Origin of the sequence: Lentilactobacillus hilgardii (genome assembly GCF_009832765.1) — a bacterium.
Taxonomy (GTDB): Bacteria; Bacillota; Bacilli; order Lactobacillales; family Lactobacillaceae; genus Lentilactobacillus; species Lentilactobacillus hilgardii.
In genome coordinates this window covers 2,048,275-2,074,822 of sequence record NZ_CP047121.1, presented here as the reverse complement: position 1 = coordinate 2,074,822, position 26,548 = coordinate 2,048,275, and the positions used below count along the sequence as shown (strand labels likewise).

The 26,548-nt window shown below is 39.7% G+C and carries 38 protein-coding genes; 37 read left to right on the top strand and 1 reads right to left on the bottom strand.

From position 1 onward, the window contains the following. Positions 1 to 194 precede the first annotated feature (194 nt). The 3 genes from GQR93_RS09840 to GQR93_RS15285 are packed head-to-tail and all read left to right on the top strand — an operon-like array spanning position 195 to position 889. Complete coding sequence (locus tag GQR93_RS09840) at positions 195 to 512, top strand: VRR-NUC domain-containing protein (protein ID WP_159298773.1); 318 nt, start codon at positions 195 to 197, stop codon at positions 510 to 512. Further along, positions 513 to 737: a hypothetical protein gene (locus GQR93_RS09835; RefSeq protein ID WP_153108236.1), complete on the top strand. Its 225-nt coding sequence runs from the start codon at positions 513 to 515 to the stop codon at positions 735 to 737. Then, positions 734 to 889, top strand: coding sequence for a hypothetical protein (locus tag GQR93_RS15285; RefSeq protein WP_202212589.1), 156 nt, complete (start codon positions 734 to 736; stop codon positions 887 to 889). The genes GQR93_RS09835 and GQR93_RS15285 overlap by 4 nt, the downstream gene beginning before the upstream one ends. On the opposite strand, the gene GQR93_RS09830 is transcribed toward GQR93_RS15285, so the two are convergent. Next, positions 886 to 1,116, bottom strand: a complete 231-nt coding sequence (locus GQR93_RS09830) for a DUF2188 domain-containing protein (RefSeq protein ID WP_153108237.1) — start codon at positions 1,114 to 1,116, stop codon at positions 886 to 888. The two genes, GQR93_RS15285 and GQR93_RS09830, sit on opposite strands and share 4 nt — an antisense overlap. Before the next feature lie 151 nt (positions 1,117 to 1,267). Here GQR93_RS09830 and GQR93_RS09825 point away from each other — a divergent pair, with 151 nt between their 5' ends. The 34 genes from GQR93_RS09825 (at position 1,268) to GQR93_RS09665 (ending at position 26,548) form a co-directional block, all read left to right on the top strand. Continuing rightward, entirely contained in the window at positions 1,268 to 1,462 is a 195-nt protein-coding gene (locus GQR93_RS09825; RefSeq protein ID WP_153108238.1) for a helix-turn-helix domain-containing protein, read from the top strand. A 6-nt stretch (positions 1,463 to 1,468) separates the two neighbouring features. Then, a complete protein-coding gene (locus GQR93_RS09820; RefSeq protein WP_159298772.1) occupies positions 1,469 to 1,933 on the top strand; it encodes a hypothetical protein in 465 nt (154 codons plus the stop codon). Then, positions 1,908 to 2,288 carry a hypothetical protein gene (locus GQR93_RS09815; protein ID WP_159298771.1) on the top strand — a complete coding sequence of 127 codons (381 nt, stop codon included), beginning with the start codon at positions 1,908 to 1,910 and terminating at the stop codon, positions 2,286 to 2,288. The genes GQR93_RS09820 and GQR93_RS09815 overlap by 26 nt, the downstream gene beginning before the upstream one ends. Beyond that, positions 2,285 to 2,698: a hypothetical protein gene (locus GQR93_RS09810; protein WP_159298770.1), complete on the top strand. Its 414-nt coding sequence runs from the start codon at positions 2,285 to 2,287 to the stop codon at positions 2,696 to 2,698. Before GQR93_RS09815 ends, GQR93_RS09810 begins: the two co-directional genes overlap by 4 nt. Positions 2,699 to 2,703: 5 nt before the next feature. After that, positions 2,704 to 3,060: a YopX family protein gene (locus GQR93_RS09805; protein ID WP_159298769.1), complete on the top strand. Its 357-nt coding sequence runs from the start codon at positions 2,704 to 2,706 to the stop codon at positions 3,058 to 3,060. After that, a complete protein-coding gene (locus GQR93_RS15280) occupies positions 3,057 to 3,203 on the top strand; it encodes a hypothetical protein (RefSeq protein WP_202212588.1) in 147 nt (48 codons plus the stop codon). Before GQR93_RS09805 ends, GQR93_RS15280 begins: the two co-directional genes overlap by 4 nt. A gap of 21 nt (positions 3,204 to 3,224) precedes the next feature. Next, positions 3,225 to 3,461 (top strand): hypothetical protein, encoded by a 237-nt coding sequence (locus GQR93_RS09800; RefSeq protein WP_159298768.1) that lies wholly within the window; start codon positions 3,225 to 3,227, stop codon positions 3,459 to 3,461. Position 3,462: 1 nt separating this feature from the next. Beyond that, entirely contained in the window at positions 3,463 to 4,041 is a 579-nt protein-coding gene (locus tag GQR93_RS09795; protein WP_159298767.1) for a hypothetical protein, read from the top strand. Between the two features lie 99 nt (positions 4,042 to 4,140). Beyond that, positions 4,141 to 4,563: a DUF722 domain-containing protein gene (locus GQR93_RS09790; RefSeq protein WP_159298766.1), complete on the top strand. Its 423-nt coding sequence runs from the start codon at positions 4,141 to 4,143 to the stop codon at positions 4,561 to 4,563. A gap of 494 nt (positions 4,564 to 5,057) precedes the next feature. Continuing rightward, the gene (locus GQR93_RS09785; protein ID WP_159298765.1) at positions 5,058 to 5,492 is read left to right on the top strand and encodes a terminase small subunit; all 435 of its coding nucleotides are present in this window, start codon (positions 5,058 to 5,060) and stop codon (positions 5,490 to 5,492) included. Next, complete coding sequence (locus GQR93_RS09780; RefSeq protein ID WP_225442029.1) at positions 5,485 to 6,732, top strand: PBSX family phage terminase large subunit; 1,248 nt, start codon at positions 5,485 to 5,487, stop codon at positions 6,730 to 6,732. Before GQR93_RS09785 ends, GQR93_RS09780 begins: the two co-directional genes overlap by 8 nt. Next, positions 6,729 to 8,150 carry a phage portal protein gene (locus tag GQR93_RS09775; protein WP_225442055.1) on the top strand — a complete coding sequence of 474 codons (1,422 nt, stop codon included), beginning with the start codon at positions 6,729 to 6,731 and terminating at the stop codon, positions 8,148 to 8,150. Before GQR93_RS09780 ends, GQR93_RS09775 begins: the two co-directional genes overlap by 4 nt. Next, positions 8,131 to 10,032 (top strand): minor capsid protein, encoded by a 1,902-nt coding sequence (locus GQR93_RS09770; RefSeq protein ID WP_159298763.1) that lies wholly within the window; start codon positions 8,131 to 8,133, stop codon positions 10,030 to 10,032. The genes GQR93_RS09775 and GQR93_RS09770 overlap by 20 nt, the downstream gene beginning before the upstream one ends. Beyond that, positions 10,025 to 10,204: a hypothetical protein gene (locus GQR93_RS09765; protein ID WP_159298762.1), complete on the top strand. Its 180-nt coding sequence runs from the start codon at positions 10,025 to 10,027 to the stop codon at positions 10,202 to 10,204. The genes GQR93_RS09770 and GQR93_RS09765 overlap by 8 nt, the downstream gene beginning before the upstream one ends. 93 nt (positions 10,205 to 10,297) lie before the next feature. Beyond that, positions 10,298 to 10,849 (top strand): phage scaffolding protein, encoded by a 552-nt coding sequence (locus GQR93_RS09760; RefSeq protein WP_159298761.1) that lies wholly within the window; start codon positions 10,298 to 10,300, stop codon positions 10,847 to 10,849. Positions 10,850 to 10,868: 19 nt separating this feature from the next. Beyond that, on the top strand, positions 10,869 to 11,783 hold the full coding sequence (locus tag GQR93_RS09755; RefSeq protein ID WP_159298760.1) for a capsid protein: 915 nt from the start codon (positions 10,869 to 10,871) through the stop codon (positions 11,781 to 11,783). A gap of 83 nt (positions 11,784 to 11,866) precedes the next feature. Continuing rightward, positions 11,867 to 12,622: an Ig-like domain-containing protein gene (locus tag GQR93_RS09750; RefSeq protein WP_159298759.1), complete on the top strand. Its 756-nt coding sequence runs from the start codon at positions 11,867 to 11,869 to the stop codon at positions 12,620 to 12,622. Between the two features lie 13 nt (positions 12,623 to 12,635). Next, entirely contained in the window at positions 12,636 to 13,019 is a 384-nt protein-coding gene (locus GQR93_RS09745) for a head-tail connector protein (RefSeq protein ID WP_084988974.1), read from the top strand. Continuing rightward, positions 13,019 to 13,402, top strand: a complete 384-nt coding sequence (locus tag GQR93_RS09740; RefSeq protein WP_225425912.1) for a hypothetical protein — start codon at positions 13,019 to 13,021, stop codon at positions 13,400 to 13,402. The genes GQR93_RS09745 and GQR93_RS09740 overlap by 1 nt, the downstream gene beginning before the upstream one ends. Further along, the gene (locus tag GQR93_RS09735; protein WP_084999033.1) at positions 13,402 to 13,809 is read left to right on the top strand and encodes an HK97 gp10 family phage protein; all 408 of its coding nucleotides are present in this window, start codon (positions 13,402 to 13,404) and stop codon (positions 13,807 to 13,809) included. Before GQR93_RS09740 ends, GQR93_RS09735 begins: the two co-directional genes overlap by 1 nt. Further along, positions 13,809 to 14,216, top strand: a complete 408-nt coding sequence (locus tag GQR93_RS09730) for a phage tail terminator family protein (protein WP_084999034.1) — start codon at positions 13,809 to 13,811, stop codon at positions 14,214 to 14,216. Before GQR93_RS09735 ends, GQR93_RS09730 begins: the two co-directional genes overlap by 1 nt. A 2-nt stretch (positions 14,217 to 14,218) precedes the next feature. Next, on the top strand, positions 14,219 to 14,362 hold the full coding sequence (locus tag GQR93_RS09725) for a hypothetical protein (RefSeq protein ID WP_159298758.1): 144 nt from the start codon (positions 14,219 to 14,221) through the stop codon (positions 14,360 to 14,362). Next, entirely contained in the window at positions 14,363 to 15,805 is a 1,443-nt protein-coding gene (locus GQR93_RS09720) for a phage tail sheath C-terminal domain-containing protein (protein WP_159298757.1), read from the top strand. Between the two features lie 14 nt (positions 15,806 to 15,819). Continuing rightward, positions 15,820 to 16,299, top strand: a complete 480-nt coding sequence (locus GQR93_RS09715; protein WP_159298756.1) for a phage tail tube protein — start codon at positions 15,820 to 15,822, stop codon at positions 16,297 to 16,299. A 19-nt stretch (positions 16,300 to 16,318) separates the two neighbouring features. Then, positions 16,319 to 16,735 carry a phage tail assembly chaperone gene (locus GQR93_RS09710; RefSeq protein WP_084988979.1) on the top strand — a complete coding sequence of 139 codons (417 nt, stop codon included), beginning with the start codon at positions 16,319 to 16,321 and terminating at the stop codon, positions 16,733 to 16,735. A gap of 222 nt (positions 16,736 to 16,957) precedes the next feature. Beyond that, positions 16,958 to 20,005: a tape measure protein gene (locus GQR93_RS09705; RefSeq protein WP_159298755.1), complete on the top strand. Its 3,048-nt coding sequence runs from the start codon at positions 16,958 to 16,960 to the stop codon at positions 20,003 to 20,005. Further along, entirely contained in the window at positions 19,998 to 20,714 is a 717-nt protein-coding gene (locus GQR93_RS09700; protein ID WP_159298754.1) for a hypothetical protein, read from the top strand. The genes GQR93_RS09705 and GQR93_RS09700 overlap by 8 nt, the downstream gene beginning before the upstream one ends. Positions 20,715 to 20,716: 2 nt before the next feature. After that, positions 20,717 to 21,712, top strand: coding sequence for an XkdQ/YqbQ family protein (locus tag GQR93_RS09695; protein WP_084988982.1), 996 nt, complete (start codon positions 20,717 to 20,719; stop codon positions 21,710 to 21,712). Continuing rightward, positions 21,709 to 22,047, top strand: a complete 339-nt coding sequence (locus GQR93_RS09690) for a DUF2577 domain-containing protein (protein WP_054736199.1) — start codon at positions 21,709 to 21,711, stop codon at positions 22,045 to 22,047. The genes GQR93_RS09695 and GQR93_RS09690 overlap by 4 nt, the downstream gene beginning before the upstream one ends. Beyond that, positions 22,044 to 22,553 (top strand): DUF2634 domain-containing protein, encoded by a 510-nt coding sequence (locus GQR93_RS09685; protein ID WP_225425100.1) that lies wholly within the window; start codon positions 22,044 to 22,046, stop codon positions 22,551 to 22,553. Before GQR93_RS09690 ends, GQR93_RS09685 begins: the two co-directional genes overlap by 4 nt. After that, complete coding sequence (locus tag GQR93_RS09680) at positions 22,543 to 23,772, top strand: baseplate J/gp47 family protein (protein ID WP_084999038.1); 1,230 nt, start codon at positions 22,543 to 22,545, stop codon at positions 23,770 to 23,772. The genes GQR93_RS09685 and GQR93_RS09680 overlap by 11 nt, the downstream gene beginning before the upstream one ends. Beyond that, entirely contained in the window at positions 23,765 to 24,304 is a 540-nt protein-coding gene (locus tag GQR93_RS09675; RefSeq protein WP_054736204.1) for a putative phage tail protein, read from the top strand. The genes GQR93_RS09680 and GQR93_RS09675 overlap by 8 nt, the downstream gene beginning before the upstream one ends. Next, positions 24,304 to 25,890 carry a hypothetical protein gene (locus GQR93_RS09670; protein WP_159298753.1) on the top strand — a complete coding sequence of 529 codons (1,587 nt, stop codon included), beginning with the start codon at positions 24,304 to 24,306 and terminating at the stop codon, positions 25,888 to 25,890. The genes GQR93_RS09675 and GQR93_RS09670 overlap by 1 nt, the downstream gene beginning before the upstream one ends. 340 nt (positions 25,891 to 26,230) lie before the next feature. Next, entirely contained in the window at positions 26,231 to 26,548 is a 318-nt protein-coding gene (locus tag GQR93_RS09665; protein ID WP_225442028.1) for a hypothetical protein, read from the top strand.

Genomic DNA, 26,548 nt, shown 5'->3' with positions numbered 1-26,548 from the left:
GATGACGCTAATGACGCTTTTTCTCTTATTGTTATGAAAATAAAAAAATAAATAAGAATATATAAAAAGTTTAATAGGAAAAGTGTCATTTTGCGTCACCAATTTGAAATTATGATTAATAAGCATTGATATATAGGGATTTATATGGGTGACGCATTGTTAAATAAAATGCGTCATCAATCGGAGGCGATTAAGTGACAGCAGAACATCAAATTCAAAATGAAATTCGAATTGCAGTTTCAGCACATAACTGTACGATTTTTAGAGCTAACGTCGGTAAAGTGCTGATGAAAAATGGCCGCTGGTTTGATACTGGTTTACCAAGAGGCTATCCTGATTTATTCGGGTTTAGACATTCGGACGGTAAGATATTTTTCATTGAATGTAAAAACGAAACGGGACGATTACGTGATGATCAGAAGCAATTTGCGCAGTTTATTAAGCAATATCCGGTGTTGTACGGTGTTGCCAGGTCAGTAGAAGAAGCAATTGAAATTGTGGAGGGTGATTAAGTGGTTAGGTCTGAAGAATTAATTATCAAGATTCAAAACGTATTAAAAGATGCCCCGAACAAAGAACAACGTGATATGTGTTATTTGATGATTTTGATGCTGATGGAAACTTTAAACCCGGATAAAGAAAGCCCGGTTGAAATCTATCATGGACGTAAAGATAAATATCTAGGTCCAGATATTTTTACAATAATTGTTCCATCAGGGTATGGGAGGAATAAATGATGAGTAAATTAGATAAACCATTAACGGATTTTACTAAGATAGTGGTTGAAACAGACGAAAAATACCCTAAAACCATTGCCATTATCACATCGGATAATTATCAATTGGCAGATGGTTTCAGGGTACGGTTAACACTTAAAGATAAAGATTAGTCTTTATCTCGTGGCGGAAAAGGATCTTTCCCATAGCTATTCTTCAAATTAATTTGTCCATTTTTACCTTGGCCAATTAATTCTCCGTTTGTTTTCATAGCACGGGATTTTCCATAAGCTAAAGCATCCGATTTCTTGTCGAACACTTTTGAAGCTCTGGAATTTCCTTCACCAGTGACTGACCACTTTCCGTTGTGTGGAGACACCCATTGATTTTGCTTAGCCATTTAATTATCACTCCTTGTGTAGCTTATTTACGTTAGATACCATGGCGAAGGCAATTTAACGCATAACTAATGATATAACATAATTGTTTTATACGCAATATGTTGCGCATTAAAATTTGAATTAATCAATATATTGTATATGGAGGAAAACATGTGGGAACAAATTCAATCGATTTTAGAGCAGAAACATTTAACGATTAATAAATTGGCTAATATGATGGGGCTCAAAAGTAACTCTCTGTTGTACTCTTTCAAAAACGGAAAGATTAAAAAGCCAAGTTTTGAATTGATGGAAAAAATTGCTGATGTGTTGAATGTTAGCATGGATGAATTTAGGAGGAAATGATTGTCAATGAGTAAATTAAGTGCTGATTTAATCAGAGCCGTCCACCTTGTGGAAGAAAAATATGGCAGTGTTAGGCAAGCACCCAATAAATGTCCAGAGCTGCAAGTTTGCCATCAAATTGTGAGTAGAATGCCCTTTCGCCGAATAGATAAAGAAAAAGATGAGATTAGGCGAGAAATTCGAGACTTGTTTAATGCCGGCTATACCCGGTATGAAGCGGCTACCATGGTGGGAGTATCTTACAATACGGTCAGCGAGATTATTCGTAATTCAGATTTTTCACCAATCCAAAGAGTCTATGAGTTCTATGCTGACGGACATTTAGTAACGGTCGGGACATTTATCGAAATTGCCAAAGTATATCATGACATGAATCCCGAGACATTGCGCAGACTGCAGTATAAACATCCCGAACGATTTCGTTTTATCAAGGCAGGTGAACGACATGGACTTGTTAACACAGAAGATTAATCGATACTACAAACGCCTAGAAGAACATCGCCTTGTACATCAAGCATTCTTTGCGGAATTACTGGAACTCATTCGAGACTGTGAAGAAGTCTGGGGAAGTGTGATGAATGCCCCGGATGATAGCCAAGAGATGTGGTTGATTCGCCGATGCATTGAGAATGAACCGCAAGTACATTTTCGGGAGAAGTTTATGTCTGACTTGCCGGGTGTTACAGCTCGTCAGATTCGGCGGCAAATTCCACAGCTGTATGAAATGGGCTTTGATTACCTGGAGATTAGTCGAATTCTAGAAATTCGTCCGAAATATGCCTATATTACAGTGTTCAATTATCGGAAAGCGAGGGAGTTAGTATGACAGTAAAGATTGTTGATAAGAAATTGTTCAAAATGTACCAATGCGCAATGGCAGAAAATGTTTCTGATTGGAAGCGAATAGCTAAATTCGCCAAATTCATTGATAAATATGCCAATGATGAGACTATTTCTAAACGTGATGATTTAGCCGGTGTTATAGATGCAATTTTAAATCATGAAACAGTGAAATTGTCTGCACCAATGTATCGCTTGAAGATGAATGGCATGGTTGGTAGTAATGGTCAACAATATGTATCTCGACGAGTAGATGATCGTGGTGGGTATTTCATCTGTGGAATTCATAACCCACACGTCGATCGAGGTGAAATCACACAACAATTTACACGTGATGAAGCTGAGTTTCTGAAGGATTTGTTAAATAATTCAAGCATTCAAAGTGTGGAGGAGTGACGGTAATGAGCAGAGAAATTAAGTTTAGAGGATGGTATATGCCGTTCGGTAGCAAGGATCCAATGCAAGAGATGCTTCATAGAAGTGCAAGTAGCATTTTGCGATTTGCTGAAATGAATCCCGATTCATATATTGTTGAAGAGTTCATCGGTCTGAAAGATGGAAATGGTAAGGATATTTATGAAGGAGACATCTTAAAAGTCAAAATGCAAGATAGTTGGCAAACTGTTCCGGAATTAGTTAAACATATCTGGGATCCACATGTTTGGATAAACGAGTCTGATCCTTACTATGCGGTAACGGAGATGCTCGTTATTGGCAATATTCATGAAAACCCGGAATTACTGGAGGCGGGAAAATGAGTGATGATATGAAAAAGCTGAAAATTCGCTTGCTAACGATGTTAAGCGATGATGATAGTGGAAACGGTGAGTATTCGCCAGGGCTAAAAGTAGCGCTGTGGGAACTGGAACACATTGATAAGCCATTCGTGCACGGGAAATAAGTGAATTGGAGTGAGCGGCAAATGTTACTGCAAGAAACTAAAAATTATGTGGAATATGTCTTACTACCAGACCGTATGAATATGAATGGGTTTGATTCGGCTAGTCTTATTACAAGCTCTTTTCTGGCAAAATTAGACGAGTTTTCAATGCATGAAGATTTATGTAGTTTAACTGATATGGCTAAAAATATTTTGAAAAATCGCAAAGAGTTTAATGATTACGTTGTTAAGGAATTTCAGGATGTGGAGGAAAAATAAAATGAATACAATGACAGCTAGCATGAGTTTTAAAGGGTTGAAAGTATCTTTGGAAGCCGATCGCAAATTAACATTCAAAGAAATTTTCAAATTGCATCAGTTAGTAACCGGTAATGATGACGAATTGAATATTGAAGATGATGGTGACACTAAGCAAGTCGATTTATCTGAGACATCTGCATCAGATATACCCGACTATGGTAAGCGGGTTAGTGTTGATGTTGAGTGTCCCTTCTGTGGATATACCAGTACTCGCACAAGTGATACTGTGCCGTTTGGCTTCCACTTCATCAAGTGCCCTAAATGTGCCAAAAAATTATTTTTAAGTTATGCAACAGCCAATCGCGGCGTACCAAACGAAAAGGGTTTTTACTACATCGCTGACCGTGAGTTTCATGATCGCCATAGTTCTGACACCTCTGATGAATATTCTAAGATGTTCGCTCATAATGACAATCCGGATATTCCAGACGCATATAGTACCATCCCTGAAATTAAAGATTATCTTGACCGTCAGGGGATTGACTATACTGGAGCCCGTTTAAAAGGACAATTGCTTGAATTAATTCCAAGTAAGTAGGAGGGCTAATCATGGATTTCCTAACATTTTTAACAGTCGTCGTAGTTTGCTTTACAGCTTTGTTTTCTTGGGCACTGTGGCTGTATTACAGAAACGGGGGTGATTAAACTGAAAAAAGCTTTGTTTGATTATATTGCGGAGATTATTTCTGATTATCCAAAAACTGATCAATATATTAAAGAACGCGAAGATGAATTAATGAATCAATTCCAAGATTTTCGCGACGAAAACGTAGGTGGTGGCCGAGCACAATACAAGAACAATACGGGTGTTCAGGACATGGCAATTACATTGGCAATTGATAAGCGACTGAACACACTAAAAAGGCATGCGAAAGCTGTTGAAGAATGTCTAAATGAAACTGATGATGACACCAAAATTATTATTAACGAATTGTATATTAAACATCACCCAACTCTCAACGTTTACGGAGTGGCAGAACGAGTTAATTTATCAGCCAGCCAAGTAAAACGACGACGATCAAAGTTTTTCGAAACACTTTCTGTAAAATTAGGATTATAAGATGCGCCAAAGATGCGCCAAATGGACTGTTTTTAAGTGTTAAATTGGTAGTATAGAAAATTGGGTGAAAGTTGTGTGGCTGCATGGTGTATTTTAGCGGAGTTCGATTCCCCGTCAGTCACGTTGTGCTTTAATCAGCACATACCTCCAAAATATAAAATATTCAAGTGGACTGCCGCCTGGCGGTTAGTTGTGAGTCCGATTCTCACAGGCAGTTTTAAACTCACAGATGATTTATTTTATCGAAAATATAGTTAAGTACTCGAGATGCTCTGTTTCTGTTAACGCAATCTGTGAGTGTGACCGGTGCGTGGAAAACGCCGGCTTTTATTTTGCAATGAATTAGCTGGTAAAGTTAGCTAGGCGATGTAACTTCGGGATAAATCGTTTCTGCCTCATAAGCAGTGAAAGAAGTGGCTACAAATGGGACTGGCACCGGCCTCGCCCATTTAAATACATAGGAATGACATTATGAAATTAAGGAGGCTTGCAAAATGACAAAACTAACAATTAAACAACAAAAGTTTGCTGACGAATATTTAATTAGCGGCAATGCCACACAAGCCGCCTTAAAAGCAGGTTATTCAAAAAACTCAGCTTACTCAATTGGAAATGAGAACTTGAAGAAACCTGAGATTTTTTCTTATCTTGAAAAGCGGCGTAAAGAGATTTCGGATGGCAAGATTGCAGATCAAACTGAGATCCTTCAATATCTCTCATCCCTGATGCGAGGCGAAGAGAAAGAAGATGTGGCAACTGCAAAAGGTGTCTTTTCAGATGTTCCCGTGATGGCTAAAGATAGAATCAAGGCTGCTGAATTACTTGGCAAGCGTTTTGCAATGTGGACTGAGAAACATGACATTAATGCTAACGTTAATCCGATTCAGATTCTTGATGATGTTCCGCCGGAGAGTGATCGTGATGGTTAGATTATCATCCCTCATTGCTCCCTCGTTTTACAGATTGCACTGGGATTTAAAACAACACAAACATTCAAATTACTGGTTAAAGGGAGGGCGAGGTTCAACTAAGTCCTCTTTTATTTCGCTTGAAATTGTCATGAGAATTATGATTGATCCTGACGCTAATGCAATTGTGCTACGGAAAGTTGCGGCAACATTAAGAGATTCCGTGTTTGACCAATATCTGTGGGCAATTGATCAGTTGGGCGTATCAGACTTATGGCTAGATTCAGTTAGTCCAATGCAGTTAACTTACTTACCAACCGGTCAACAGATACGGTTCAAGGGTGCTGATAAACCGCAGAAAGTTAAGTCGCAGAAGTTTCGGCGTGGTTATACAAAATTCAAACACTACGAAGAAGCTGCCGACTTTAATGGTATGGTTGAGATTCGAAACATTAATCAGTCACTTAACCGTGGTGGTTCAAATATTATAACGTTTTATAGCTATAATCCACCAGCTTCCCAAAACAATTGGGTTAATGAAGCTAGTGATGCAGCGACCTTACGTGAAGACACGTTGGTTCATTCGTCTGATTATCGTTCGGTTCCTAAAGCATGGTTAGGTAAAGAGTTTTTAGCTGATGCAGAACAACTAAAGAAAGATAATCCTAAAGCTTATGCTCATGAATATCTGGGTGAGGTTACTGGTACTGGTGCTGAAGTCTTTAACAACCTGACGATCAGAGAGATTACTGATGAAGAAATATCACACTTCGATAAGATTTACCATGGTCTGGACTTTGGTTTTGCTCATGATCCATTAGCTTATGGTGATGCTTATTGGGACTCGGCAAGGCGCCGAATCTTTTTATTTAACGAAATTTATCAAGTCGGCATGACCAACCGTGAAGCTGTGGAAGCTATCAAGAAGCTTAATCCAATGAATGAGCCGGTGATTGCTGATTCAGCAGAACCCAGAACCATTGCTGAATTTCGAGACTTAGGCATCAACGTAATGGGTGCTAAGAAAGGTCCTGGTAGCCGTGAGCATGGTTTTAAATGGCTGCAGGACTTACGAGAGATTGTGATTGATCCTCGTCGTTGCCCGAACACGGCTCGCGAGTTTAAAGGTTATGAGTTAGCTAAAGATGCCAATGGCAATTTTAAAGCCGGTTATCCAGATGGTAATGACCATACGATTGATAAGACCAGATACGAATTGGAATCACTTATGAAGAAAGGAGGCTTCGTTCCTTGGAAATGAAACAGATGCAGGACTTACTAAAAGCCACTGATAAACGACGCAACAGATTCAATCATCAGTTCCAACGATCATTACGCTATTACAAAAATGAGAACGATATTACTAATCGTAACAATGGGGAATCTAAGCTTAATGAACATGGTAAAGACGACATCCTACGTTCAGCAGATAATCGAGTATCTCATAATTTCCACGAGTTGTTAGTTGACCAAGAAGCCGGTTACTTAACTACTGTTCCACCAGATATTGATGTTCAAGACGATAGCTTGAATGACAAGATTACTGACACACTCGGCGACGAATTCAAGCTGCGATTGAATCAGTTAGTTGTTGACGCTGCCAATGCTGGTGTTGGCTGGCTGCATTACTGGATTGATGATGATAATCAATTCCGTTATGGGATTGTACCTCCTAGTCAAATCACCCCAATCTATTCAAGCGATCTTAATCGTAAACTACTAGCAGTTAGGCGAACCTATCAACAATTAAATCCAAAAACTGGTAAACAATTCAGTATCCATGAATATTGGACTGATAAAGATTGTACTGTCTTTAAGTCCGAACGACCCAATTACACAGACTTGGAGCTATGTGAAGACTGGTTTTCAATTTACGATGTTAGCAGTGGAGCAGAGACCGGAACGAGTAGCAAATTAAACCATGGTTTAGGCAAGATACCGTTTATCCCATTCAGTAAGAATAAATACGAATTGCCGGACCTCAAGAAGTATAAAGGCCTGATTGATGTCTACGATAATGTCTATAACGGCTTTGTAAACGATGTTGATGATATCCAGCAGGTCATTCTAATTCTTACAAACTATGGCGGTGAATCACTTGAAGAGTTCAAGAAGACGCTTAAGGAAGCTCATGCAATTAAAGTTAATAATGTTGGTGGCACTGATAAATCTGGCGTTGATAAACTCACAATTGATATTCCTGTAGAAGCTCGCAACACACTGTTAGAATCAACGAAAGCAGATATCTTTACGTATGGTGAAGGAATTGATCCGGCAGACTTTAAGAATGATAGCAACGCTTCTGGAACTGCCATTAAAATGCTGTATAGTACGTTGGAATTAAAAGCTGGCACAACTGAAAGTTACTTTACCGATTCGTTGAATACCCTTATCCGTGCCATCATGAATTGGATGGGAGTTAGCGATGCTGATAGTCGATCGATTAATCAAACTTGGCATCGCAATCAAGTCCAGAATGACCTGGAGAAAGCCCAGACCGTTTCACAAGTTGCTCAATACAGTTCTGAAGAAGCCATTGCCAAAGCTAATCCAATTGTAGATGATTGGCAGCAAGAGCTACAGGATCGTCAGGATGACATTGTAAAGCGAGATGGTTATGACAATCCCGATGCATTGAACAGTTTGAACGGCGGTGAAGATGATGAGCCAACAAAGTAATCAAACATATTGGACACGGCGATTTCTCGCCGTTAAGGCTAAGCAATTAAAGAATACTGAAGACTATGAACGGGCTTTACAACCTGAACTTAACGGCTTATTTCGTGAGTTTCAATCCGAGTTTGAATCTTGGTATGTTAAGTATGCCAACAATGAAGGCATTTCTAAGGAAGATGCCGCTAAGCTGTTACAGAATATTGACACCAAGCACTGGGAGATCACCCTCAAGCAGTTTGAGGAAAAAGCCAAGGCGGGTGGTTTTGATCAAGAATTGAATTCAATTTATTATCGTTCACGGATCGCTCGTTTACAATCCCTAGAGAAACAGTTACAACAATTAGCAGAACGTTTTGCTAGTCAAGAAACGAATCATTTTCGGAATGTTTTAACCAAACAGTACGATGATACGTATATGCGGACAACTTATAACTTGCAAGCCGCTACTACTAATATCACAAGTAACTTTGCCCACTACAATGAAGCCCAGTTAAAAATCATTGTCAGTCAACCCTGGAGTCCTGATGGTCAAGACTTTTCCAAACGAATCTGGAAAAACTACCGTCAAGAATTGCCTAGCTATTTAATGGATGCTGTTTTACGAGGAACGGTATTAGGTGAAAGCCCGCAACGGATTGTTAACGAAATGCATGCTCGCTTTCAGGACGTAAAGAAAAACAACATTCATCGTTTGGTTATCTCTGAAATGGCTCACGTTCAAGAAGAAGCCACGGCCAAGGGCTATGAAGAAAATGAGATTGAAGAGTATGAGTACATGGCGACACTTGAATCGCATACCTGTGAAGTCTGTGCCAAGCTGGATGGACAGCGTTTTAAGGTCAGTGAACGCGAGCCTGGGGTTAACTATCCGCCAATTCATGCTCGTTGTCGCTGTACTACCGTACCATGGATTAAAGGATTACCAGAAACAAAAGAGCGTTGGATGCGCGATCCTCAAACCGGCAAAGGCAAACTCATTAAGAACATGCGGTTTGATGAGTGGAAGAACCTTGTTAGCACCGGTAAAGACATTCCGGTCTACGCAAGCAAGCCGCAGGGTAAGCCTAAAATTGATATTCGGGCGATTCTCTCGACTAAGAACGCTGATAAGTTAAATGAATTGACGCCTGACGGAGCAGAGCTGTTTGTAGAACGCTTACAGAAAGCGCCTCGTGAAATGCAGGAACTTTACTATAATTATCGTGACCAAATTAATATTAAAACCGTTAATAATGGTGGTGGTTCGTACTTTAGAGGGATGCTTGGACAAATTACCTACGACCGTAAATCCATTGGTAATAATGGCTTTAAAGACCGTAATAACATTGATGTTGTTTTTCACGAGATGGCTCATGCAATTGACAGCAAGGGCAAGTTTGGCAAGTACAAGGGCAAGCGCTACTTGAAGCGCTCTACCAAGGAGGTTGAGATTCAAAAGGTCTTAGACCATTCAACTGATGCTCAATACAATTTATACGATTCTATCCGACAAGAAGGTTTAGCGGCTGCTCATGACATAGTTGAGAAGTATGACCCAGAATATGGATATTATGATGAAGCTGCCCGAGAATGGTCCAAGAAACATATTAGTAAGGACGGTTCAGAATGGACTAAATATGGCGATATATCTGATATGATTGAAGGGGCTACTAACGGCTCATTAAAATTAGGAATGGGACACGGTAGTAGTTACTGGAGACAACCGGTCACTAGATCAATCAAGGTGAATAATGGCCATTTAGAGAATGAATTCTTCGCTGAATGTACTGCAGCAACCGTTAATAATCCAGAGTCCTTAAAAATGATTAAAAAGATGTTTCCAGAATCATATAAGATTTATCAGAAGATTGTCGCTGACATGAATAAGGAGAAACGCAATGGCTGATTACGATAGAATGACCTATCAAGAACTATTAAGAGCTTATATTGATAGGTTTCACGAGAATTACCCGTTATTTAGAAGCTCGGGAGATACTGAAACAAATATTCGTGAAGCTTTAAAAACTGGCAAACCCTATGAATTAAATGACAATGATGATAATGATCGGTTGTATTAACTGCTTGTCCTGAACATGACGTAAAAAGGTTCTTTTATTATGCCTTAATCGTGGTCGTACCACGTAAATCTAACGTGAAAGGATGTTGTATTTATGAAACGAGAAGAATTAAAGAATCTGAACGTACCAGAAGAAGCTATCGATAAAATCATGGCTCTTAACGGAACCGACATCGAGAAAGCCAAGTCAAGTGTTGGCGATGTGGAAGCGATCAAACAGGAGAATGAATCCCTAAAAAGTCAGATGAAAGACCGAGATAAAGATTTGAAGGACTTACAAAAGCAAGTTAAGGATAACGAGGATTTATCCAGTCAGTTCTCTGATTTGCAGGAAAAGTATAAGAACGACACCGAAAATTATAAAAATCAATTGCAACAAACCAAACTCAACGGTGCGCTCAACACGGCTTTATCTGCAGCTAAGGTTCGCAATCCAAAAGCTGCTGAAGCCTTACTGGACATGGACAAGATTAAGCTGACTGACGATGGCAAGCTAGATGGCTTAGATGACCAGTTAGCAGCTATTAAGAAGTCCGATGGCTATCTGTTCGATGAAGGTACTCATAGCAACTATGATCCCAAGGGTGGCGATGGTTCTCATGATACCAATGAAGTTCAAACTCTTGTAGACGCATTTAAAGAATAAAGAAAGAAGGAACTAATTTATGGCAACAATTAATTATGCTGAAGCCTATCAACAGGCCATTCAGCAAGCTTTTTACGATGGTCATTTGTTCTCACAAGACTTATGGAATTCACCATCTAACAACGTAATTAAATTTGATGGTGCTAAGCACATTAAAGTACCTCGTTTAACAATTGATGAAGGACGTAAAGACCGGGCTCGTCGGACGATTACTCAACCAGCCGCTAACTACAGTAACGACTGGGATTCTTACGAGTTGACTAATGAACGTTATTGGAGCACCTTAGTCGATCCATCTGATGTGGATGAATCCAATATGGTTATCAGTATTGCTAACATTACTAAGCAATTTAACTTAGACGAAAAGATGCCTGAAATGGATCGTCAGATGTTTAGCAAGCTATATTCTGAAAAAGTTGCAGCTAATGATGGTGGTATTACAACTGATACCCTCGATGAGAAGAACATTCTGACAGCCTTTGACCAAATGATGGTTGATTTTGATGAAGCTCGAATCCCTGGTACCAATCGTATTTTGTACGTAACTCCAGCTATTAATGCTATCTTGAAACGAGCAGAATCAATTAATCGTTCATTAGTATTGAAAGATGCCAACAAGGTTCAACGAACAGTTTACAGCTTGGATGATGTCACTATTAACGTTGTCCCATCTGATTTGATGCAAACTGCTTTTGACTTCTCGGTAGGTTCAAAGACCGTTGACACTGCTCAACAAATCCAAATGTTCTTAATTTACAACGGTGTCCAAATTGCGCCACAGAAGTATTCGTTTGTCGGTTTTGATGCCCCATCCGCTGCTAATAGTGGTAACTATTTGTACTACGAACAATCATACGATGACGTTTTGTTGCTTAAGACCAAAACTAAAGGCATCCAATTTGTTGTAGCACCCGCACCAACCCCAGAACCGTAAGCCCTGCTAGTCCTAAAGCGGTGGTTGACCAAGGTGGGGCTACCTTTAATAGTAACTAATTAAGGAAAGGAGGTTATTGACAATTGGCAGATCGAACGAAACAACAATTAAAGGTTTATCAAGGTGATAAATTGATTGCGACTGGTGATGCTGGTAAAACATCTGTGCACGCGGATTTACCAGAAGGGGATTATCCAGCAGGCACTTTTAAAGAAAGTTTTTATGATACCGAAGATGAAACTGAATCAGACAAAGTCGATGTTCCTAATGCTTTAACATTGCACTTTCCAGGAACACCACAAGTTAGTTTAGAAGCTGGTGACGGAAAAGTTACGGCAACTTATGCCAAGATCGCTGGGGCAACAGGTTACGAAATTTGGGAAAAGAAAGCTTCAGAAGATTGGCCGACTACTCCATTTAAAACGGTTGATGATGATACATTAAGCGTTGATGTAACTGGATTAACTAATGGTACAGAATATACAGTAGCTGTTGTTGCGGTTAATGCTTATGGAAAATCTGATATTGAAGGTGAAGGAGCTAGTGGACATGTGACACCAATGGCTCCAACAGTTGATGTGACCGGAGTGACGCTTACAACAGATACACCGCTAAATCTTAAGGTAGGAGACACGCATCAGATTTCAGCTAATATTGAGCCTGATGATGCAACTGATAAGGCACTTACCTATGATTCTGCAGATGATACTTTGGCAACGGTTGATGATAAAGGAAACATCACTGCAGTAAAAGACGGTGAAGTAGATGTTGTGGTTGCTTCTCATGCTGATCCAACTAAGAAAGCTACTTTACATCTGGTAATTTCTGCTGCAAGTTAAGGATGTGATTTAAATGGAACAACACCCACGATTGGATGAGTTACTAACCAAAGTTAAATTGTTAATGCCAAACAGTCAAAATAATGCGGGGTACGATGCTATTGTTGAATTTACCTTGGAGAAAGTTATTAACGATGTGGCAAATTACACGCATTTGGCAATTCCAGAATTGCCTGAAGAATTAGACCACACGATTATTGCTTTGTGTGTTCAATTAATTGCCACCCATAACTTTCTGGGCGGTGGAGTCACGACATCAGTTAATTCAATTAATGAAGGTGATACGACGGTATCATTTAAATCACCAGCTGACGTTTATGCTACGCTTCAAGGGGTGAATTCATTAACCGATAACTATTTGGCTCAGCTTAATAACTTTCGGGTGGTGAAGTGGTGATGACTTTGCAGGATGCTTTTAAGCAAATGAGTGATGTTTTACCAACCCTCTGGTTTGATCGGGTGAAGATTACTGGTGTTAAAGAAGTTCAGCATGGGTCCATTACTGATACTGAACCCGTAACGATTGTGGATGGAGAACCAGCCAAGATTTCACGCAAATCGCTTAAACCGTCTGACCAGAAAGACTTTGGAACGGATGAGTACGATGTGGTGATGTATATTCGGACAGGCATTGATATTCCGGCTGGCTGTAAAGTATACGTAACTGATGTTAATGGTCATACCGTTGAATACAAGCAATCTGGTAAAGCTTATACCGGCTACATTTCCCATCAGGAAGTTGCTTTGATTCGTAACGAAAAAGCAAAGGAGGAATCCTAATGGCAAGTTTCATGCGCATTGATGATGCTCAGTTTCAAACCTTTGTAAAACGGGTTGGTAATAAAGTAGAAGCCAAGGAAATTGTGCATGATGTCGGTAATGGAATGCGTAAGTTAGCAGCTGAATCAACTCGTAAAGTGAAAGCTAGAACACCAGTCGACACCGGTAACTTGCGAGGTGGTTGGTCAACCTCCGGAATGAACTATGCTGGTGCCGGCTTTTCCTTTACATTAGAGAACAATGTTGAGTATGCACCATTCGTTGAAAATGGTCATCGTACTCGTGGCGGCAAAGGCTGGGTCAATGGCCAATTCTTTTTGAAGAAGACCGTTGTGGAAATTCAAGGTGAATTCCCAGAAATATGGCAACCGATCTTTGACAAAGCATTAAGGGGGTTATTCGGTTGATGGATATTGTAAATCGAATTGCTGATCAATTGAATAGCTTATTTCCGAATATGCCAATTTATCGGGAACAGCAATCAGGCGGATTTAAAGAACCGTCTTTTTTTATACACCGAATTACATCCACGGTTAAACCGGAACTGTTTCAACGGCAGAACCGCAGTTATCACTATCAATTAGTTTATTTTCCTCAAACTGATCATCCAGAAGCTGATATGGAACAGATGGAAGAAACCTTGTTGGATCGCTTCCTATTATTAGACGAGTTTGCCACTATTCGAAACCGAGAGTTCGAAGAGGTGGATGGAGCACTAACAATGACATTTATGGTTAATCTTCGAGCATATCCCGAAGACTTAGATACTAAAATGGAGAATTACGATCCAACAATTACGCACAAGGAGGCGTGAATTTGTACAGTAAGCAAGCATTAATCACCTCAACCGGATTCACTCCGATTGAACGTGACATTTTGACAATTCTTTTAAATGATGATCGGCAATATTCGCTGATCCAAGCTAAAAATTTAATTCGAAAATTTAAGGAGGCTTTTTAAATGGCAGGTGGAACATGGACTACACAAAACAAACGGCGTCCTGGAGCATATATCAATGTGGTTGGTATTAAGCCGGCGACTAGCGACAGTACTTTAGGAACTACACTATTAGTTGGATCTAAAGATTTAAATTGGGGCCAACCAGGTGTGACGCCATTAACGATTGATTCAGATTTCCGTCAAGCACTGGGGATTAATTCATTAGATGATTATCCTGCTTTACGTGAGGCTTTCAAGGGTGCTACCAAGGTCCTTTATTTGAATAATAACGGTGGCAAGAAAGCTTCCGTGAGCGATGATCTCATCCCCTGGACATTTACTGCTAAATATCCAGGGACATTCGGTAATAGCTTATCGGTGGTTGTTGAAAAAGATCCTAATGATACTTCTGATGATCCTTTATTTACAGTAACAACTTTAGCAGGAACAACTGTGGTTGATACAACTTCAATTCGTCAGTCATTAGTTAAGCATTTACCATCCAACGCCTACGTTGAAGTGGCATACACTTACCAAGACGGGACGACATCGGTAGCTGATCCTGACGCCTCTGTCACTCAAGGTGGAGCAGATTTTACTGGTGAAACTATTGATGAGGATAACCCAATAACTAAGTTTACTGGTTCTCATACATTTACGTTGCAAGCCGGAACTACCGAAACAGTAGATATGACAACGTTGTTAGATGATGCCTTGGAAAATGAAGCTTACGCAGTTGTTACCACAGCGGGATTTGAAGTAACCAGTACGATTCATTCCTTGGTAGCTCAAACTATTAAGCGTATCCGTGAAAATGAAGGTTACAAAGTGTGTGCGGTAATTCCGTTTGCTACCGGTCAAACCAGTCCTGATTACGAAGCTGTGACTTTAGTTCCTCAAGGTGTGGTATTGAGTGATGGTTCAGAATTAGATGCCACTACCGCAGCTGGTTATGTTGCTGGAGCTGAATCAGCGGCACAACCAAATGAATCTTTGACTTATAGTAGTTACCCAGATGCTGTGGATGTATTGCCACGTTATAACAATGAAACGACTATTAAAGCTCTTAATGCCGGGCAATTAGTATTTACTCGTAAACGTGATGGTTCAGTTGTCTTTGAACAAGATATTAACAGTTTAGTGACAATCCCGGATGGCAAAACCCAGGACTTCTCTAAAAATCGAGTTGTTCGTGCGTTAGATGAAATTGCCATGAATACTCATGACGTCTTTGAACAACAGTTCATTGGCAAAGTAACTAATAATGATACCGGTCGTGACCTATTCAAAGCTAACCGTATTAGTTATCTAAATAGTTTAGTGGGTAACGGAACCATTAATAGCTTTGATAATGACGATATTACCGTTGCTCAGGGTGACGACAAAGATTCAGTGTTGGTTAACATTGCCGTTACTTCGGTTGATTCAATGGAAAAGCTGTACATGACAATTAAGGTTTATTAAGGAGGTAATCGATAATGGCAGCAACATTAGGCGAAGTATTAAATGGCCGTGATACAATTTCCACGAAAGATGCGACCGTCTATTTAATTATTAATGGGCAAAACATTCCGTTAATTGAATGTAGTGAATTGACCGTCAAACTGGAAAAAAACAAAGAAGATGTCCAAGTCTTAGGGAACCATTGGAAGAAGAAAAAGGTAACTTCTGTGGAAGGTACCGGTACCTTGGGTGGTTATCTGATTAATTCAATTTGGGCCAAATATGGGATTCCCTATACTGACGAGCAAGCTGACCTTTATATGGATCTGGTCTTCAATATTGAGGACAAAACCAGTGAGGCTGGTAAGCAAACTATCCACCTAGGGCAAGTTAATTTGGATGATGTGCCGATCGTTGATTTCAAAGCAGATGATGATGTTATGCAATGGGAATCCGATTTCACGTTTGAAGAGATTGATTTGGTTCAAGAGTTTGATGGTAAATTCAAAGTTTAATTAGAGGAGTGTGACTAAAGTGACAGAAAACTTAAATGATTTTTTGCTAGAAAATGTTGATAACGAACCAGAAACAGAACAAATTGAATTCAAGGGGTTTAAATCGCCCTTTGTTATTAAATCATTAACTGCGACTGAATTAAAAGAGATTCAGAAACGGCATACTCGAAAGGTTTTAAACAAACAAACACGAACAGTTACGGTTGATTCAGATGCTGATGCTATTAGTGATGATTTGATTGTTTCTTCAATTGTGGTGCCAGATCTTAACAACGCTCAACTGCAAAAGAGTTGGGGTGTGGTTGCAAATCCCGGTAAGCTGTTACGTAAGATGCTGCTAGCTGGTCAATATGGTGAATTAGCTGAAAAGGTACAAACGTTATCAGGGTTTGATGCTGAAGATTTAACAAGTTTGGTTGATGAAGCAAAAAAATAATTCAATCCGAGGAAGACTCGGATATTGGATACTATCTGTACGCAATGCATCATTACCATTGGTTACCAAAACAGTGGACTGCTTTAAGTAATCGAGAACGCGCAGTTATAATTGCAGGTATCGATTTGAGAATTAAAGCAGAGAAACAACAAGCAAGAGAAGAAAAACGAAGGGCGCGAGCTAAAAAATAGCTGGCGTCCTTTTTAGTAGGGAGGTGTTTAGATGGCCACAATCAGTGCAACGATTCGAATTAATGATGGGTTTAGTTCAGCTTTAACATCTTTATCTTCAAAGCTAAGTGCAGCGGGAAATGCTATGAACCGATTGAAAGGGCAAGGGACTTCCACAGGCGGAATGTTTAAAAGCATGTTAGGTGCTAATTTAGTAGGAACTGGGATTACTAAAGGCTTAAGCCTCATTGGAACAGGTATGCGCAGCATGCTAAGTGAATTGAATAGCAGTAGTGCCGCTTGGCAAACCTTTAACGGTAATATGAGCATGCTTGGAAAATCGCAAGGCTCAATCACTGCCACCCGTGGAAGTCTGCAAAAATTTGCTCAACAAACTATTTATAGTGCATCAGATATGGCTAGTGCCTACTCACAATTCGCGGCAGTTGGAACTAAAAATACCTTGGGATTGGTTAAAGGAATGGGTGGTTTAGCTGCTGCTGCATCCGATCCCCAACAGGCGATGAAGACTTTAATGCAACAATCTGTACAAGCTGCAGCTAAGCCTAAGGTTCAATGGCAAGATTTCCGACTGATGCTTGAACAAACCCCAGCCGGAATGGCTGCTGTAGCAAAGACTATGCATGAAAGTACTGGTCAATTAGTTAAAGATGTTCAGGCTGGCAAGATTTCAACCCAAAAGTTTTTCAATGCAATTGCCAAAACAGGAACTAATGCCAACTTCACCAAATTAGCCACACAGTATAAAACTGTGGGTCAAGCAGCAGATGGGTTACGAGAGACTCTAGCTAATAAACTGCAAAATGCTTTTGACAGCACCAGTAAGGTTGGTATAAAAGCAATTAGTTCTTTAACAGATATGATCGGCAAAATGAATTTTGACAAAATGATTCCAGGATTGGTTAGCTTCGCAAAAGGTGTAGTAAGTGCTTTAACAACAGCTGGTAACGCGGTCAAAGATTTCTTCAGTGGCTTTGCTAGCAGTGGAGCGATTGGAGCAATTAAGAATACGTTTAGTTCGATTGGGAATGCAATCGGAAATATAACCAGCAAATTAAACCATGCCTCTGGCGGTAATTTGGCACAAGCGTTAGGCTCAATTAGTGGTGCTGGGATTACCGTAGCAGCAAATGCAGTTACAATGTTAGCTAATGCTTTAGGGCGGTTATCGCCTGGCGAAATTTTAGCGATTGTTGGTGCTTTTGCTGGCTTTAAATTAATTGGCGGAATTATGATAGCAGCCGGAGCAGGCATAAATGCTTTTGCTAATGCAACCCAAGGGCTGAGTAAAGGATTATCATTTATCCAAAGTTTACCAGCAATGATAGCTGCTGCATTTTCACCAGTTGGAGCTATCATATTAGGAATCACAGCAATTATAGTTGCTGCAGTAGCAGCTTGGGCAACTGACTTCATGGGATTCCGTAGTGTAGTGTCTGGGATTGCTAGTGCTTTTGCACCGATCGTTAGTGCCGCACAACAAATGTTGGCTGCATTGGCTCCATTAGGGCCTGCTTTGTCAGCAATCTTTCAAACTATTGGAATTGGCGTAATTGCTGGAGTCGCTTTGGGATTTGCAGCTGTTGCTGATGCATTAATTCAGGTTGGTGCTGCGGCCATGATTGTAGTTCATGCTTTAGGAGCCGTTGTTAATACTATGGGTGCTGTCGGCTATGCTGTAACTGGACAATTTGGTAAAGCCGGACAAGCATTGGGTGACGCTAAGAAAGATGTGGATGGTATTGGCAATGCCTTTTCAAAACTTGGGAAAACTAATACTTTGGATGCAGTCATTTCTGCTTTAGGCCAATTAGGTACGAAAGCTGATGAAACTAAATCTAAAACCGGTAACATTAAAGTTAATGCGACTGGCAATGTATCGGGAGCTTTAACTTCATTAACACAATTGCAGACTCAAGCGGCTAAACCAATTAGAACTAAAATTGAAGCACCGACAGCTTTACCAACAAGTAATATATTTAGTCAACTTCAATCACAAGCTTCTAGCAATCCGATTCGTCCAAAAGTTGAAGCTCCTAAATTGCCAACTGGTAACGTTTTTAGTCAGTTACAAACTCAGGCGGCAAGTAATCCAATTAAAGCAAAGGTGCAAGCAGATACAAGTGCAACTGGTAATCCTTTAGCTAAATTGCAAGCGCAAGCAACCAACACACCAATTAAGGCAAAGGTGGCAACTCCTAAGGTGCCAACACCAGTGATGCCTAAAGGGCAAACAATGCATGTTAATGTAGCTCGTCCTAAAGTGCCAACTCCAATTATGCCAAAAATGCCAACCATGCACGTAACGGTGGCTAGGCCGAAAGTGCCTACACCGACATTACCGCATTTGGGAACTATTCCGGCACCACATGTCAATCGTCCATCAATGGCTGGAATAATTGGTGCTGTGCGTTCAGGGATGACTGCTTCAGCTAGTGCCGCTCGATCTGGTGGTGCTCAAATAACCAGTGCAGTAAGGAGTGCAGTTAATAATGCTGCTGCTGCTGCCCGAGCTGGTGCTGGGGCAATGCGTTCAGCGGGTGCAGCGATTGGCGCTGGTTTGGCTGCTGGGATGAATTCACAAGTTGGTGCTGTAGAGGCTGCCGCCAGTCGATTAGCAGCGGCGGCTGATAAAGCAGCTCGTGCTGCGGCTAAAGTACATTCGCCATCAAAAGTGTTTGCTGAAATTGGTAGTTATATGGGTCAAGGCCTAGCAATTGGAATGAATCAAACCAACGCTTTAGTTGCCAGTTCGGGAACAAGTTTAGCAAATTCAGCAATTAATGCTGCTCATATGAAATCTGTCTTAGGCCAAGGGATGACGATTAATAGTACTCTGAGTGATCAAAGTACACCAACTACTTCTCCTGAACAGCTACAGACAATCCTGACATCTGGTCAATCCGTTAATCGTTCCTCGCAATCCAGCAATTCTTCCACAATTACGATTGCCAAAGGAGCAATTCAAATTAATAGCCAGGGTAATTCTCAACAAGATTTGGAAAGTTTGGTTCAACAGTTTGAAAATTATTTAGTCAACCGGCAGCGGAACCGTTTGGGGGTGGAAGGTAATGAGTAAAATGTCTAAAAGTACTCATATGGGCTTCTATATTACCTATGGTAAGAATAAAACGTTTGAATTGCCGGTTAATCCAGCCGAAGTCAGCATTAAGTACGAAACAGACGACAAGCAAACCAATATCATTAGTTATGGTGAAATTAACCAGATTGGTGAATATAAATTGCGGAAATTTGATTTTGATTTTGTGCTACCACGGCATATGAAAGTAACCCATTATCTGACAGCCAACAAGTTAAAATCACGTGCTCAGGATTATTTAAGCTTGCTAATTAAGTTGTATAAAGCTAAAAAACCAATTCGTTTTGTTATTAGTAGTACCGCTGTCAGTATTAAGATGACGATTGCTGGGTTTACGTTTGGCTTTAAAGATGGTTATGCAGACGAATACGCCTGTACTTTATCCTTACGTGAATATCGATCGTATGCGGCTAAACGGATAAAACCCAAAAAGAAGAAAAAGAAATCTGCTAAAAAAGGCAAGACTCGCAGTAAATCTGCAGTAAAAGTTAGCCGTGGTTCAATTGTGGTTGCTACGGCCTCTCTATACAGTACAGCGGTTGGGGGAACAAAACTAAATGCAACTGTAAAAAATCGTACGGTAAAAGTAATGTTGATCTCACCAAATGCGAAATATCCGTATTATATCCAGACATTAACTAATCAACCTTTAGGCTGGATTAGCAAATCTAATGTTAGGGGGTCGTAGAAATGGGAGTGTCATTGTTTACGATTAAGACCAAAGGGGCTAAAAACTATTGGGATATTCGTAAGTTAGCTAGTAACGTTAAATGGACAACTGATGTAGATTATTCGGCCGGCCAATTGACATTTGATTTAGTTGAAACTAACGAAGGCTTTACGCCGAAAAATGGCGATGAAGTTCGCTTTTGGTGGAATGATGCTAAAACATTTTACGGCCGGATATTTGATATAAAATATACTTCTGATGAAAAATTTAGCATTACAGCTTATGATAATTTGCGATATTTAAAAAATGAGGATACATTAGTATTTCCCTCTTCCACACTAACTCAACGATTTACCCAAGTATGCAAATTGGCTAAAATTCCCCATAAAGCTAAGGTGGTAACCAAGCATAAATTATCACCGGTTTTAAATGATGATAAAAGTTATTTTGACATGTTAAAGTCCAGTATTAAGGAAGCTCGTAAAGCCAATGGCAATCATTACTTTGTTGCCGATCATTATGGCACAGTTGAATTACGTAAGGCGCCGTATTATCGGACTAAAATTATTTTAGGAGATAAATCCAGTGCTGAAAGCTTTACATTTGAGAAGTCGATTGATAATGCTTATAACGCCATCAAAGTGGTTAAAACTAGTAAGAAGGAAAAGGCTAAAGTAACGGCCACTAAAATTGTCCAAGCTGGTAAGCAGGGCAACACATTGCAACGTTGGGGAAAACTGCAAAAGATTGAAAAAGTAACTAAAGACAAAACTAATCTAGCTCAAATGAAAGTTCGGGCTAGTAATTTGTTGAAACTATATAATCGGCAAACCTATAAACTGAGCATTACTTGTACAGGTAACCAAGCATTAAGGGCTGGTAATTCGGTATATGTAAAACTATCCAGTTTAAAAGATATTGGTTTAGGAACCAAGCAATTGGTTATTACCAAATCAACCATCACATTTGACCCGAATTACACTGCTGATTTAGAAATCAAGGTGAGAATGTCATGACAGGTGATACATTATTAGACATGATTAATAGCCGTGGAGGCAACCCCAATGAATATAGTGACATCGTTCCCGGGAAAGTGATTAGCATTTCACCATTAAAAATTCAATATTCATCAACGGCAATTTTAACTGAAGATTTTTTAACTTTAGGAGAACACGTGACTAAGCATACAGTTAAAATGACTTACCAAGATCGTTCAGATGATGGTGATATCAAACGAACAGAAACCGTTACAATTGATCAATCGTTAAAAGTGGGTGATGGCGTATTAATGTTGCGTGGTGATGGTGGTCAACGTTTTTTAGTTTTAGAAAAGTTAGGTGACACAAATTGAATGATGAATTAGATGAAGTCCAAGATTTAACAGATGATGCTAGCATTCCAGTGGTAACTGAAACGGAGGCAGACGATGATATCGATCAAAACCTTAACGATGATGGCAGTCCAACCACAGGTGAAACTGATGATGTGGAAGAAGAAACTTCCCCCACCTACACTTACCAGGTTAAGGCTGGGCGAATTATTCAAATGACGGATGGCAAAGATGCAATGCTACAGGCAATCGATAAATTGCTACAAACGGTTCGATTTGCTTATCCAATCTATGATGAAGATTATGGTCATGATTTAGAAGATCTGTTAGGCAAAGAGTTACCGTATGCTCAAACAGAAGTCGAACGATTACTAACAGAGGCTTTAGAAGCAGATGACCGAGTTTTAGATGTGGAAGTACAAGATATTGTGCCTGACACTAAAGGTTTTCTGACTGTAACGGCATTGGTTACCACAATTTATGGAGAAATTAGTATTAGTCCGGAGGTGATGATTAATGAGTCCTAGTGAATTAGTTGCAGAAATTCGTAGTCATGATTTTGATTACTATCTAGATGAATTGATGGATAATGTTAGTGACGATGTGGATAAACGGGAGGGATCCATTATTTATGATGCTTTGGCTCCCGCTGCAACGGTTTTGGCCGAAGAAGCAATTACTTTGGCTAACACGATTGAATTTATTTATACGCAAACTTCCACGGGTGAGTTTCTAGATTACCGTGCTGTTGAACGAGGAACCAGTCGAATCGCTGCCACCAAAACGCAAGTTAAAGCCACTGCTATTGATCGAAATAATCTACCTGTTACAAATATTCAAATTGGTGATCGGTTCGCTTCGATTGGGGATGAACCGATTTTTTATACCGTCATTAAAGTAACCGATGATATTAAAACGCAGCTTAGTTCCCCACAAGCTATGACCGATTCTGGAGGGGTAACTTTTTCGGCTGTTGCTACTGATGTCACAGCACCAGTAATTATTTTAGAAGCAGAAGAGTTTGGCACGAGGCCCAATGGTTATAAGGGCCAAATTTTACCAGTTTCCTATAACGATGCCTTAAGCTATGCCGAAATCACAGAAATAACGGTACCGGCGAGAGACAGTGAGAGTGACGATGATTTACGAACACGTTTATTGTCTCCGGACACTTACAATGCTTATGGTGGTAATGTTGCAGACTACGTTGATATGTTAGACCGAATTGAAGAAGTTGGTGCGGGACAAATATACCCCGCTTGGCAAGGAGGCGGAACTGTAAAACTAGTTATCGTGGATAATAATTTCTTACCAGCGTCAGATGAATTAATCGCTTCGGTTCAAAATGAAATTGATCCAACTCCAAGCGGAAGTGGTTACGGATTAGCTCCTATTGACCATGTTGTTACGGTTACTGCACCAACTGAATTAAAAATAGATATTACCAGTACAATTACGTTTGCTACGGGCATTGATGAAACAACCGTAAAAAATAATATTAATCAAGCATTGCAATCTTACTTTGGCAATTTAAGAAAAGGTTGGGCAGTAATTGATGCTACCATTGGCCGGGGATATAACGTAACTGTTTATCGTTCACAGATCTTAGCGGAGATTTTAAAAATTAACGGCGTAACTAATGCCACTTTGCCGACCTTAAATGATCAGGAATCTGACTTGAAATTACAAGCGACTAATGAAACTTCTGAATTACCAGTTTTAGGGACGGTGACATTGAATGACTAAATTAATGGATTACTTACCGGATTATTACCAAGGTGTTCGGGAAATGGACCGATTGCTGAATGGAGAGCAATTGACACTGGATGAACTAGAGACATTTGTACGTCAATTTTTAAGCAATCAATTTGTGACCACTGCGGATGAAACCGGGGTTAAGTTAATGGAATCTGAGTTAAGTATTGTCCCCAATAGTACTGATACACTGCAACAGCGTAAAAATGTGATTCTGCTGAGACTATTACCGCCTGCAGCCATTACATGGCCATACTTTAAGCAATTAATCCAAAACCTGAATATTCCGATTGACCTTCAACAAGATGTCATAAAGCAAACAGTTTCGGCGATGTTTTATAATAGGCTGCCAACCTCAACAGAGATTAAACAGCTTCAATATATTTTTAATACATTGATTCCAGCAAATATGGTGACCAAATTATTTACACCGACTGAAACCCAAGTCAGCTTTAAGCAATACTATGGCATTGCTACGGTAATTCAGGTTGAAACAGTAGTAAATGCGAAAGGAGCAAATTAATGAGTGAGTATCATGATTCCCAACTAACCGCTTTTGGTGCTGATTTAGCCCAGCGCGCCAGCAACGGTGACACTAAATTCACAATTACCAAAGCGACTTCTACGGCTGATGATTTAAGCCAAACGGATTTAAGCCAATTAATTACATTACCACATGAAAAGCAGACTGGTGAAATTGATCGAATTTTGCCTGATCCAAATGGTGGAACGAAAGTTAAAGGAACAAAAGTTAGTTTTGATAATTTAAACTTAACTGAAAGCTATCCCATCCAGGCGATGGCATTGTATGCCAAAGAAGATGTCGATGGAGCTAAAGAGCAACTTTATGCAGTCACTACTGCAGCGGATCCAGAAACAATGCCCAAGTCAGATTCAACGGTTATGTTCACCTTTTCTGCTTCAATTTATGTAATTGTTGGTAATACCAGTCAGGTAACCATTAACGTAAACCCTGATAGTTTTGCAACTAAGGAATATGTAGCTGATGCCATTGCAAACATTAATTTTGATACATCCGATTTAGCCAAATTAAGTCAAGATAATTATTATACTGGTGATAATCAGTTTAAGTATGATCCAGTTAATAAAGACGGCGATGCCTACGGGCTTGCTAAAAATATTGATACTAAAGTTACGGACAACGCCGACGGCACGATCACGGTCAACGGGAAGACTTACACACCTGCTGATGACAGTGAAGTTGTGCATACTACTGATACATCAAACTGGCAAAAATCTAAGGTAACCGATGATACCGGTATGCCCTTACTAATGTTAGGAGACACTGATGATTTAAGCACGAAAATAAATGGATTGCCAAATGGATACTTTACAATTTACTGCACTGCTAAAACATTAAATAATCCTTCTGCTTCTCCAAAGAGGGGTATTATCCATATTACTGCTTCAGGAGTAGCAGGGTCTGGGATATTGTTCAGTGAAGACAAAAATGCTTATATAATAACAATGCTAACGGGAACAGTGACCTATACTCAAATAGCTAATGATTCAACCGTAGCCCACCTATCTGGTGCTAACAACTTTGATACTGTTCCAACGGTCGACGATAATCCGTTGCTTCTCGCAAGCAGTTTACCATCTGACCTAGCACGGACGGGACAGGCTCAAACATTTACAGCTGCACAGACATTTAGTATTGCGCCAGTCATAAATGACGCCTCGACAGATAAGGGGGATAATCAGGCCGCTACTATGGCCGATTTGAAAAGCGTTGAGAAATCGGCTTGGCATCAATTAAATAATGCTCCTCAAGGAGGAACATTTCTCTATAGGATTGATCAAAGTTCCAAGAAGATCTATATTAGTTACTCATTAGATTGTTCTTTTATCATAGGTAGTGGAACTACAATAGCTGACTTTTCATCAATAGTAAACAATATAAAGACTATCTCTGGAAGATGCTTTCAGTACGACTTGGATGCCGATACCTTTTCATCAAATATCATATTGTCAATTATTAGTCCTGCAAATATTACAGTGAATAGTGGCCATTTTTCGTACGTGAACGCGAATATCCATACAAGCATTACTGATGGAGCTTATTTTACGTATGATTCACTAAAATAATAATTAAAAATCAGATGGCTCATCGAGTACCACTTATATTTATTACGACGACGTGCAAGATGCTTATAAATAGCATAGAAAGAAGGATAATTTTATGACTTATTATGTAACACTTGATAGCGATGGCTGGGTATTCAATTTTAGCAAAATATGATATAATTTTTCCGTGGATAACAGCGCATTCACTGTTGCTATTCACACCCAAAGAATATATTCCCCTCAGAATATATCTTTCCAAATTATATTCATATTCTTATTCATATACCCCCATATATGAAGTTGCACTTATCTGTTGGATAGGTGCTTTTCTTTTACCCCAAAATAGAAGGGAAGTGAGGCCATGTCATTAAGCGATGAGGATCATCAAATGTTGCTGAAACATGGCAAAGAATTATCAGACCATGAAAGACGCATTACTGATCTCAACAATAAAATGACTGACACTTTAAAGAGTGTTGATGAAAGTAATAAGTATTTACGAGAACAGAATACTCGAATTTTAGAAGCTGTCATTCGTGGAAACGAAAAGAATGAAACTCATAAAAACGAGATGGAAGTTATCAATCGTCAAAACCTGTGGAAGGTGGTAACTATTGCGATTGGTTCAAGTTCCGTGATTTATTTGATTCTACAACAGTTAATGCACTTTATTCATTAG